Below are 8,973 nucleotides of genomic sequence, written 5' to 3' on the forward strand. Positions count from 1 at the left end.
CGAAGCTCCAGATCTCCGAAGCTCTAGGCCTCCGTCACCCAGACGGCTCGAGCGGCGACGGGCCCGAGGGCGAACGGAGTCGCGACGGGACCCGCTGAATCGGCCGTGCCGGCAGCACCTGCGGCGGTGTCGCCTTCGCCGTGATCAGCGACCGAGTCCACGTCCGCCACCGTGAGCAGCATCGACTCGGAGTACGGGTCGCTCTCGCCGATCTCGAGGCGCGCCCCGACCGTGAGGCCCTTCGCCGCGAAGTACTTGAGGAGTTCGGCGTCCGAGTCCGAGATGCGCTCGACGACAACCCGCTTCCCTGCCTCGAGGCTGCTGAGCAGAACGGCCTGCGGGATGCTCACCTCGCCAGCGGCGGACGGGATCGGGTCGCCGTGCGGGTCGCGTTCGGGATGCCCGAGCATCGCGTCGATGCGCTCGACCATGAGGTCGGAGACGGAGTGCTCGAGGTTCTCCGCCTCGTCGTGCACCTCATCCCAGCCGTACTGGAGCACCTCCACGAGGAACGTCTCGAGGAGCCGGTGCCTGCGGATCATGGTCAGCGCGTGGGCGCGACCCTCGGTCGTGAGGGAGATGCTGCCGTAGCGGGCATGCTCGAGGAGCCCCTGATCGGCGAGCTTGCGGATGCCCTCCGACACCGTCGAGAGCCGCAGCTGCAGGCGCTCGGCGACGATCGTCGCCGTGACGGGCGCATCCGACCACTCCTGGAGGCTCCAGACCACCTTGAGGTAGTTCTGCGCGCTCACCGAGAGTTCTGACACCGACATGCCCACAAGCCTACGGGCAGGGGAAGCTCCGGGGCCGCCGTCCGAGCCTGCCGCAACGGGCAGAGCCTCGGCGCACGACGCCCAGGCCCAGCGCCCAGGCCCAGCAGCCTCAGACGGTTCGGGCGTTCCAGCGGTCGCCGAATCGGCTCCTCCCGGCGAGCATGGTCCACACGGTGGGCCCGAGCGGCGGGTACTCGGTCGCGATGCGACGCATGAGCTGCGCGTCATGCTCACCGCTGGAGGGGGCTTCGTCTCCGCCCCGCTCGAGGGCTTCGGCGCGCATGAGCAGCACGACGAGCTCGTCGACCGTCGGCAGCTCCTGCATGAAGCGCCACGGGTCCTCGCCGCGGCGAGCGCGAGCGTAGATCATGGTCTCGCGCTCGTCCTGCGCTTCGGCGCGCAGGACCTCGAGGCTTGCTCGCCTGGTCAGTTCGTAGCGCTCGGTTTCCACTCGACGAGCCTACGCGCCATGCCACCTTCCCGCTGGGGCTTGTGGAGCGGGACCGGGCGGACGAGTGGGGGCCGCACGGGGGCACGGCTGCGTGAGAGTCTTCTCACCTGCCAGGCTCTGGACTCGTGCGCCCCAGATAATCAGTGGATGCAGGTGACCACGGCGGGCGAGGGGCGGCGGGAGGTGCGGCCCCGCGCTTCGGTGCGGGTTCGCATCCTCGCGTCGATCCTGCTCGTCACGATGCTCGGCATGATCGTCGCGGGCGCGACGAGCTACTTCGCGGCCCGCGAGCGCGACCTGAGCGGAGTCGATGAACGCCTCGTCGCCCTCGCGGAGAACGTCAGCGGCCTCGTGAGCGGCACGGACGCCGCCGCGCCCACGACGTCGGACCCGGCGGCCCCGGCCGCCCCTGCCCCCGATCCGGCCCGTTCCTTCTCGAGCAGCACCGAAGCCCTCGAGCTGGTCATGCAGCGCTTCGTCCCGGAACGCAACGAGGGCGCCCTCGGGCTGGTCGACGGCGTGCCGACGTTCATCCCGGCGACGCCGACGCCGTTCTCCCTCGCCGAGGTGCCCGGCCTCGTCGAACGAGCCGTGGCGGAGACCGCCGACGGTTCGGCGCGCATGGGCACCTTCGTCGACGGCGCTCTCGCCCTCCGCTACATCGCCGTCCCCTTCACGGTCGGCGACGGCTCGAGCGACGCGCTGTACCTCGCGGCGTACGACCTCCGGGCCGAGCTCGCCGACACCAACAGCACCTTCCAGACGTATGCAATGGTCGCCGTCGCGGCGCTCGCCGCCGTCGGTCTCGTGGGCTGGTTCGTCGCCGGCCGCCTCCTCAGGCCACTCAGGGAGCTGCGAGAGACGGCGGCGTCGATCACGGGCAGCAACAGGTCTGCGCGCATCCCGGTCGTCGGCAACGACGACGTCTCCGCCCTGACCGCGACGATCAACGGCATGCTCGACCGCCTCGACGGCTCGCTCACCTCCCAGCGGCAGCTGCTCGACGACGTCCGTCACGAGCTGAAGACCCCCATCACGATCGTGCGTGGGCACTTCGAGCTCCTCGACCCGAACGACCCTGCCGACACCACGGCGACGGTGGCGCTGGCCCTCGACGAGCTCGACCGCATGAGCGAGCTCATCGACGACATCGAAGCGCTTGCCGTCAGCGAGCAGCAGGGACTCCTGAGCATCGCCCCCTGCGACGTGCTCGAGCTGACGGAGCAGGTCCAGGCGAAGGCGAGCGCCCTCTCGAGCCACGAGTGGGTGCTCGGTCAGACGGCGCCGGGGGTCGTCGACGTCGACGCCCGCCGCTTGACGCAGGCCTGGCTGCAGCTCGCCGACAACGCCGCCAAGTACTCGCCGCCGGGCTCCAGGATCGAGCTCGGCAGTCTCGTGGATGCGCGCGGCGAGCTCCGACTCTGGGTCCGGGACGAGGGCGTCGGCATCCCAGTCTCCGCACAGGAGCGCATCTTCGATCGCTTCGGGCGTGCCGAGACGGGCCGCAGCCAGACCGGGTCGGGGCTCGGGCTCGCCATCGTGCAATCGATCGCGCGCGGCCACGGTGGAAGAGTCGAGCTCTCGAGCCGGCCGGGACTCGGGTCGACCTTCACGATCGTCGTCCCCGCGGACGGATCTGCTGGCCCCGACAGGCCCGGCACCCCTGACCGCTCCGGGGCAAGCGGATCCGATGCATCGAACGGCGCACGACCCCAGCACCCCGAGGAACACCCCCAGGAAGAGGACACCGCATGAGCAGAATCCTGGTCGTCGAAGACGAGGCGCGCATCGCATCATTCGTCGAGAAGGGCCTGAAATCGGCCGGGTACGCGGTGGCCGTCGCAGCGTCGGGCACCGATGGGTTCGAGCTTGCCCGCGGCGGCGACTTCGACCTCGTGCTCCTCGATGTCGGCCTCCCCGGAATGGACGGCTTCGAGGTCCTTGACCGGCTGCGCGCCGAGGGGCACACGGTCCCGGTCATCATGCTCACGGCCCGCACCTCGGTCGAGTCCACCGTGCGGGGCCTCGACGGGGGCGCCAACGACTACCTCGCGAAGCCGTTCAAGTTCGACGAGCTCCTCGCACGCATCCGGCTTCGGCTCCGGGATTCGGGGCAGGCCGCCAGCACGGAGCTCACCCACGAAGACCTGCTGCTCGACCTCCGCACGCGCCGCGTGCGGGTCGCAGGCACCGACATCGACCTGTCGGCACGCGAGTTCGGGCTCGCCGAGCAGTTCTTCGCCAACCCCGGGCAGGTCCTCAGCCGCGAGCAGCTGCTCAGCAGGGTCTGGGGGTTCGACTTCGACCCGGGCTCGAACGTCGTCGACGTGTACGTGCGCTACCTGCGCGGCAAGATCGGCTCCGAGCGCATCGAGACGGTGCGGGGCATGGGATACCGGCTGCGCTGAAGCGGGCCCCGGCGACCGTCACATCTCCGCGTCGGCGGCGTGCCCAAGCGCAAGGTCCTGCCGCCGTCAGTCCTCGACCTCGCCGTCAATCGTCAGCGTCGTCTCAGCCCCCAGCGTCGTCGTCAATCCTCGCCGTCGTCGTCGTCATCATCGTCATCATCGTCGTCGACTTGGGAGGGGGCCACCGGTTCCACGGGCACCGGCGCCTGGATGCCACCCGTCGGCAGCGACGGCTGGAGCGGGCCCGACGACGGGCTCGGTGTCGGCGAACCGGTCGGCGTCGGCCCCGAGGAAGAGGCCGGCGATGGAGTCACGCTGATCGTCGTCGCCGGCGACTGCTCGCCGACGATCGGTCCGAGGTTGACGACCTCGCCCGGCGAGGAGCGCAACGACGTAGCCTGCGCGAAGGTGACCCCCGCGAGCACGATGGCGAGCGCACCGGCCCCGGCGAGGGCCACGACGAGCCAGCGAGGTCGGGGCTTCTCGGCGCTCATCGTCTCGGTTCCTTCGAGAGGGCACTCGCGAAATCGAGAATGCGATCAGGCAGCGCATCGAGCCCGGTCCCTCCTCGCACGGCAGCCCCGAACGCGTGCGAGAGCAAATGCGTGAGGGCGACCGCGCTGGATCGGATACTCAGGTCGGGGTCGTCCGTGATGAGCCCGGATCCGCCCGGCTGGGTCCAGGTGCTGGCGAACTCGCCCCAGGCGAACCTGACGAGTTCCGCGAGCTCGAACGTGGCCGTGCGCAGCTCCGCTCTCCCGCCGAGATCGTGGGTGAGGGCCGTCACGATGGCGTGCGCGTAGAGCCCGCCGAGGTCGTCGGCGAGGTCGCCCACGCCAGCCGTGTCGATGTCGACGACCCCCGTGATCGAAGTGCCGCCCCCGGGGCGGGCACTCGGCTCGACGAAGATCTGCCCAAGGTGCAGGTCCCCGTGCACCGTGCGCGCTGGCCCCGGCCGCGCTTCGGCGAGCGCTTGGCGGATGCTCACCGCGATCCCATCGATGTCGGCCCGTCGCGCGGGGAGCAGGTCGTGGAGCCGCAGCAGGTACCAGTCGAGCCCCGTCGTGAGGCTCGCACGGGCTCCTCGTGAGACGGGCGCCGCCCCGATCGACGCGACCAGCGACTGCAGTTCCCCCAGGAACTCGAGCCGAGCCTCAGGAGTGTGGGGCACGTGTGCGTCGGCAGGCAGCCCAGGCATTCGCTCCAGTGCGACGAGACCCGCCTCGCTCCATCCGCGGCTGCGTGGAACGGCGACCCCGCCACCTCCGAGCTCCTCGTGGATGCGGTGCAGCGGCTCTGCGTGCCCCGGCCGGACCACCTTGAAGAACAGCGTGCCGTCCGGGCCGGCAAGACGCAGCACTGCTCGGCGCCCTGGCCGGTAGGCGAGCATCTCGAGCTGGCCTTCCCCGACGGCCCCGAAGCGGGCCGCGGTCTCGCGCGCGGAGTCGGGGAACGCCGTCGCGGGAAGGGCAGGCAGGGCCGGGTCGTGCGGGTATCGCCACACCCTCACCTGCTCGCGAGTCACGGGGTTCTGCACCGTGGTCCAGTTCTGCGCTTCGCCCACCGTCGACGCAGCCGCCGGGTTGGTGGCCGTGTCGATGAAGAGACGGATGCGCTCGTCTGGGCCCTGCTGCGAGGCGAGTTCCACGTCGTAACCGGCGAGCACGCCGTCGCCGCTCGGCTCAGCGCAGGCGAGCGTCACCGACGCCACCTCGCGGCCGGTGCCTGTGGCCACGGCCTCGATCACCTGCCTGGCTGCTGCGAACATGCGCTCCCCCTTGCGGGCCCTGTCGTCGGTCCTACCGCTGAACCTACCGGGGCCAGGCCTCCGCAGCCCGGGAACCGATCAGCTTGTGGACAAGGTGACCCGTTAGGCGCTTGGCACCGAGGGCGGCGTCTGCGCCGACACCGGGCTCTGCGCGCTCACTGGGCTCTGCACGGTCGGCGCGCTGAGCGGAGTCTGGGCCGAGACAGGGCTCGGGGAGCTGAAGACCGGTGTCGCGGTGGGCGACGCACTGCTGTCCGTCGTCGGCGAGGCCGAAGCGGTCGGGGGCGTTGACGGCGTCGAGAGGGCGAGCTGCTCGCCCGGCACGTCGCGCAGCTCGAGGGCGTTGGCGACACCCGCGCCGCCGACCGCGAGGATGCCGAGCCCGAGTGCGCTTGCCGAGCCGACGATGATCCAGGTGTTCTTCTTCATGATGCTGCCTCCTGCTGACTGCCGAGCCGCGAGTTCGCCTCGGTAGACCCAAGCTTCGTGAGCGTTCATGAGACGCACAGTGCTCAGGAGATGAGAGCGCCCTCATCATCGGAGACTCTGGCCCCGGACTCCGACGCGGCCCTGCTGCCCAAACGGGCCGAGTGGCACGAGCACGAGTGAGGGGTGGGCGGATGCGCCTGCATCCGCCCACCCCTCACACCGAAGCCCTCAGTGGGTCATGCCGTCTGCCCGCGGTGCTTGCCCTCGGCGATCTCCTCGACAAGCTTCGCGTTGAACGCCGGCAGGTCGTCTGGAGTCCGGCTCGAGACGAGCCCCTGGTCGACGTGGACTTCCTCGTCGACCCAGGTCGCCCCGGCATTGACGAGGTCGGTCTTGAGGCTCGGGAAGCTCGTGAGCGTGCGCCCGTCGAGCACCTTCGCGTCGGTGAGGATCCACGCGCCGTGGCAGATCACCGCAACCGGCTTGTGCGCCTCGAAGAAGTCGCGGGCAAACGAGACGGACGCCTCGTCGAGACGCAGGAGGTCGGCATTGCCGACCCCTCCCGGGAGCACGAGTGCGTCGAAGTCCGCTGCCCTCGCGTCGGCCGAGGAAAGGTCGACGGACTGCTCGTGCCCGTTCTTGCCCGTCACGGTGCCGGACTCGGGCGCGACGAGGGACGCGTCTGCGCCCGCCTCGGTCACGGCGCCCCATGGGCTGGTCAGCTCGCTGTCCTCGAAGTCGTTCGTGAGGAGGAAGGCCACGCGCTTGGTGTCGAGAGTCGTCATTGCTGAGTGTCCTTTCGTCGGGAGAAGTGTGCAGCTCGATCCGGACCAGGGTCCCGGCTCGCAACCGAGCAGGCGTCTACGCTCTCGCACCGACCTCCCCGAACCTTGGACGTCTCGTGTGCGCACCCTGGCCGTCAGCTGGACGAGCCCAGCAGCAGCTCCCGCAGCGCGGCCTCGCCTGAGCCCCTGCCCACCGCGACGACCCGCCCCTCGTCGTAGGCCTCGATGACGCGCGGATCGATGTAGCTCGACCTCGCGACCGCCGGCGTGTTCCCGAGCAGCTCGGCGGTGTCCCGCACGGCCTGCGCCACCAGCGATTTCCGCTCCCGGACGGTGCCCCCGACCCCCAGCTCGGCGAGCCGACCCGCAGCGAAGACCGTGCCGTGGAGCGTGCGGAAGTCCTTCGCCGTGAACTCGCCCTTCGTGCGTATCCTGATGTCGTCGTTCACCTCTCTGGCCGCGAGTCGCCGCCAAGCTCGCCCGTCCTTCCATGCCAGGATGCGGCGCCCAGGAGAGCCGGCGCCCTTGCGCTCCCCCAGGAACGACACGAGCTCGACATCCTCGATGAGGGCACTCCACGGCACCCCGCTCTTGCCTTTGAACTCGAGCAGCACCTGCTCGTCCTGCAGCAGGATGTGCCTGTTCAGCAAGGTCGTGAGCCCCCGGTGCCCGAACTGCTTCGCCGATCTCTCGCTGCCGACCCGCAGGAACGCCGTGTCGAGGAGCTTGAAGCTCGCGGCGAGCGAGGCATCCCTGCCGGAGCTCGCTGTACGAAGGGCCCTCGTCGCGGAGCGCCGCGCCGAGGGGAGCACCCGGGACAGCTCGAGCGCCCGGTCGAAGGTCACGATCTGCCGCTTCGCCGTCCAGTCGGGATGGTAGATGTACTGGGTTCGGCCGAGCGCATCCACGCCGAGGGCGAGGACATGCGCGTTCTCGTGTGGCGCGATGCGCACGTCCCTCCAGGCCGGTGGGATCGCGAGCGACGCGAGGCGCTCTCGGACTCGCGCGTCGACGATGCGCTCGCCACGCTCGTCGCGGTAGCTGAAGCCATTCCCGGCCGTGTGCCGGGTCCACGCCCCTCCCGAGGGAGTCCACCTTCGCAGTCGAACCATGCCCCTTGGGTAACACCCACCACCCCGTTGTGGCAAGGCTTCAACGCTGAGGATCAGATTGGCGTATTTCTAGGAGGTATCAGCTTCCCTGAGATGTCGTGAGAACTCTCCACAGAACTCAGGGAACATCCCTCAGCGCACATGTCAGTGCGCGAAGATGCGACTATCCGTCTGAGACGGTCGCCAACGACGGCAGGAGCCTCATGCCATTCCCCGTTCCACCTCTCACCGCGACGACGCCCGCCGAGGGCCGCGTCGACCGCCTCTCCGAGAACTCGTACCGGGTCGTCAAAGACGGACGAGTCCTCGGCTTCATCAACAAGATCGACGAGCTCTGCGTGGTCTCGGCGGGGTCCGACCCCGGTGCAGCCTTCGAAGTGCTGCAGACCCGCGACTTCGCCCGCGCCGTCAAGGAGCTCCAAGACCGAGCCTGACTCGTGGCAACCCAGCAGCGCGGCTCAAGGTTCCGCTGGAAGGCAGCGGGCCTCGGAGTCGCGTGCGCCGTCGCTGTCTTGGTCGTGGTGAGCGGATGCTCGCCGACCGGCAGTGCGCCGAGCTCAGAATCCAGCACTGGCACGTTCTCGCCGGTCGCAGCGCCACAGGCTACGGAAAGCCCCGAAGCCTCGGAGGCCTCAACGGCAGAGGACGGCGGGGAGCTCGTCTTCGCCGCCACGGCGGACGACCGCCATTCGTGGATCACCGCTGAGGCCCGCGTGACCGGCGTGACCCGGGCGGGCACGTGCGAGTACACCGCGAGCGCCGAGGGCGTCGACACCATCACTCGCACGGCGAAGGCGCTCAGCAGCAACTACGACACGGTGTGCGGTGATATCTCGTTCGAACTCGGGACGCCCGGCACCTACACGGTGACCGTGACCGTCACCGGAGTTACCTCGGAGCCGCTGACGGGGAGCACCGAGGTCGAGTTCCTGGGTTCCACCGCCGACTGAACGCCCCTCACGGCCTGCACCGCCCGAGGTGCCCGCGCCGCCCGCACCGCCCGAGGTGGCGCGCCCTCACCGCTGCCCCGCTCTGCTCCTCCGCACCCCGGTCGCGTCCCCGTCGCGCCCACGCTCGTGCCCCCGCTCGCAGGCCCGGGGCTAACGCACCGCGCTCCCGCTCCGCCCTGCGCTCCCGCTCGCAGACCTGGGACTAGCGCACCGCGCACGGGCCAAACGGATGCGCAACCCCCGGGTCTGTCCGCGCCCAGAGGCCGAGCTCCACTGTGTTGTCACAGGTGCGCCGAT

The 8,973-nt window shown here is 70.1% G+C and carries 11 protein-coding genes; 4 read left to right on the forward strand and 7 right to left on the reverse strand.

Annotation, left to right across the window (positions count from 1 at the left end; translation table 11 throughout):
• Positions 1 to 23: 23 nt before the first annotated feature.
• Both C5E06_RS18535 and C5E06_RS18540 read right to left on the reverse strand, forming a co-directional pair.
• Entirely contained in the window at positions 24 to 773 is a 750-nt protein-coding gene (locus C5E06_RS18535) for a metal-dependent transcriptional regulator (protein WP_104307850.1), read from the reverse strand.
• Between the two features lie 109 nt (positions 774 to 882).
• On the reverse strand, positions 883 to 1,224 hold the full coding sequence (locus C5E06_RS18540) for a tryptophan synthase subunit alpha (RefSeq protein WP_181058043.1): 342 nt from the start codon (positions 1,222 to 1,224) through the stop codon (positions 883 to 885).
• Between the two features lie 147 nt (positions 1,225 to 1,371).
• Between C5E06_RS18540 and C5E06_RS18545 the strand changes: the two genes are divergently transcribed.
• Together C5E06_RS18545 and C5E06_RS18550 are read left to right on the forward strand one after the other, a co-directional pair.
• On the forward strand, positions 1,372 to 2,979 hold the full coding sequence (locus C5E06_RS18545) for a HAMP domain-containing sensor histidine kinase (protein ID WP_181063047.1): 1,608 nt from the start codon (positions 1,372 to 1,374) through the stop codon (positions 2,977 to 2,979).
• Positions 2,976 to 3,632: a response regulator transcription factor gene (locus tag C5E06_RS18550; RefSeq protein ID WP_104243351.1), complete on the forward strand. Its 657-nt coding sequence runs from the start codon at positions 2,976 to 2,978 to the stop codon at positions 3,630 to 3,632. Before C5E06_RS18545 ends, C5E06_RS18550 begins: the two co-directional genes overlap by 4 nt.
• 122 nt (positions 3,633 to 3,754) lie before the next feature.
• On the opposite strand, the gene C5E06_RS18555 is transcribed toward C5E06_RS18550, so the two are convergent.
• The 5 genes from C5E06_RS18555 to C5E06_RS18575 all read right to left on the reverse strand — a co-directional run bounded on the left by C5E06_RS18555 (position 3,755) and on the right by C5E06_RS18575 (position 7,726).
• Positions 3,755 to 4,126: a hypothetical protein gene (locus tag C5E06_RS18555; RefSeq protein ID WP_104243353.1), complete on the reverse strand. Its 372-nt coding sequence runs from the start codon at positions 4,124 to 4,126 to the stop codon at positions 3,755 to 3,757.
• Entirely contained in the window at positions 4,123 to 5,400 is a 1,278-nt protein-coding gene (locus C5E06_RS18560; RefSeq protein ID WP_104307852.1) for an aminoglycoside phosphotransferase family protein, read from the reverse strand. Before C5E06_RS18560 ends, C5E06_RS18555 begins: the two co-directional genes overlap by 4 nt.
• Positions 5,401 to 5,502: 102 nt before the next feature.
• Positions 5,503 to 5,829, reverse strand: a complete 327-nt coding sequence (locus tag C5E06_RS18565; protein WP_146080598.1) for a hypothetical protein — start codon at positions 5,827 to 5,829, stop codon at positions 5,503 to 5,505.
• Positions 5,830 to 6,065: 236 nt separating this feature from the next.
• The gene (locus tag C5E06_RS18570; protein WP_104307853.1) at positions 6,066 to 6,614 is read right to left on the reverse strand and encodes a type 1 glutamine amidotransferase domain-containing protein; all 549 of its coding nucleotides are present in this window, start codon (positions 6,612 to 6,614) and stop codon (positions 6,066 to 6,068) included.
• Between the two features lie 134 nt (positions 6,615 to 6,748).
• Positions 6,749 to 7,726 (reverse strand): DNA topoisomerase IB, encoded by a 978-nt coding sequence (locus tag C5E06_RS18575; protein WP_104307854.1) that lies wholly within the window; start codon positions 7,724 to 7,726, stop codon positions 6,749 to 6,751.
• A 203-nt stretch (positions 7,727 to 7,929) separates the two neighbouring features.
• Between C5E06_RS18575 and C5E06_RS18580 the strand changes: the two genes are divergently transcribed.
• Positions 7,930 to 8,160: a hypothetical protein gene (locus C5E06_RS18580; protein WP_104243362.1), complete on the forward strand. Its 231-nt coding sequence runs from the start codon at positions 7,930 to 7,932 to the stop codon at positions 8,158 to 8,160.
• A gap of 3 nt (positions 8,161 to 8,163) precedes the next feature.
• A complete protein-coding gene (locus C5E06_RS18585; protein ID WP_104307855.1) occupies positions 8,164 to 8,676 on the forward strand; it encodes a hypothetical protein in 513 nt (170 codons plus the stop codon).
• The last annotated feature ends 297 nt before the right edge of the window (positions 8,677 to 8,973 follow it).

The sequence above is a fragment of the Pseudoclavibacter sp. RFBI5 genome, from assembly GCF_002931395.1.
Lineage (GTDB): Bacteria > Actinomycetota > Actinomycetes > Actinomycetales > Microbacteriaceae > Pseudoclavibacter.

Excerpts from the sequence above, each read along its gene's own strand:
- C5E06_RS18550 (WP_104243351.1), top strand. The coding sequence starts at position 2,976 with ATGAGCAGAATCCTGGTCGTCGAAGACGAGGCGCGCATCGCATCATTC.
- C5E06_RS18535 (WP_104307850.1), bottom strand. The coding sequence starts at position 773 with ATGTCGGTGTCAGAACTCTCGGTGAGCGCGCAGAACTACCTCAAGGTG.
- C5E06_RS18575 (WP_104307854.1), bottom strand. The coding sequence starts at position 7,726 with ATGGTTCGACTGCGAAGGTGGACTCCCTCGGGAGGGGCGTGGACCCGG.
- C5E06_RS18545 (WP_181063047.1), top strand. The coding sequence starts at position 1,372 with ATGCAGGTGACCACGGCGGGCGAGGGGCGGCGGGAGGTGCGGCCCCGC.
- C5E06_RS18580 (WP_104243362.1), top strand. The coding sequence starts at position 7,930 with ATGCCATTCCCCGTTCCACCTCTCACCGCGACGACGCCCGCCGAGGGC.
- C5E06_RS18570 (WP_104307853.1), bottom strand. The coding sequence starts at position 6,614 with ATGACGACTCTCGACACCAAGCGCGTGGCCTTCCTCCTCACGAACGAC.
- C5E06_RS18560 (WP_104307852.1), bottom strand. The coding sequence starts at position 5,400 with ATGTTCGCAGCAGCCAGGCAGGTGATCGAGGCCGTGGCCACAGGCACC.
- C5E06_RS18555 (WP_104243353.1), bottom strand. The coding sequence starts at position 4,126 with ATGAGCGCCGAGAAGCCCCGACCTCGCTGGCTCGTCGTGGCCCTCGCC.
- C5E06_RS18565 (WP_146080598.1), bottom strand. The coding sequence starts at position 5,829 with ATGAAGAAGAACACCTGGATCATCGTCGGCTCGGCAAGCGCACTCGGG.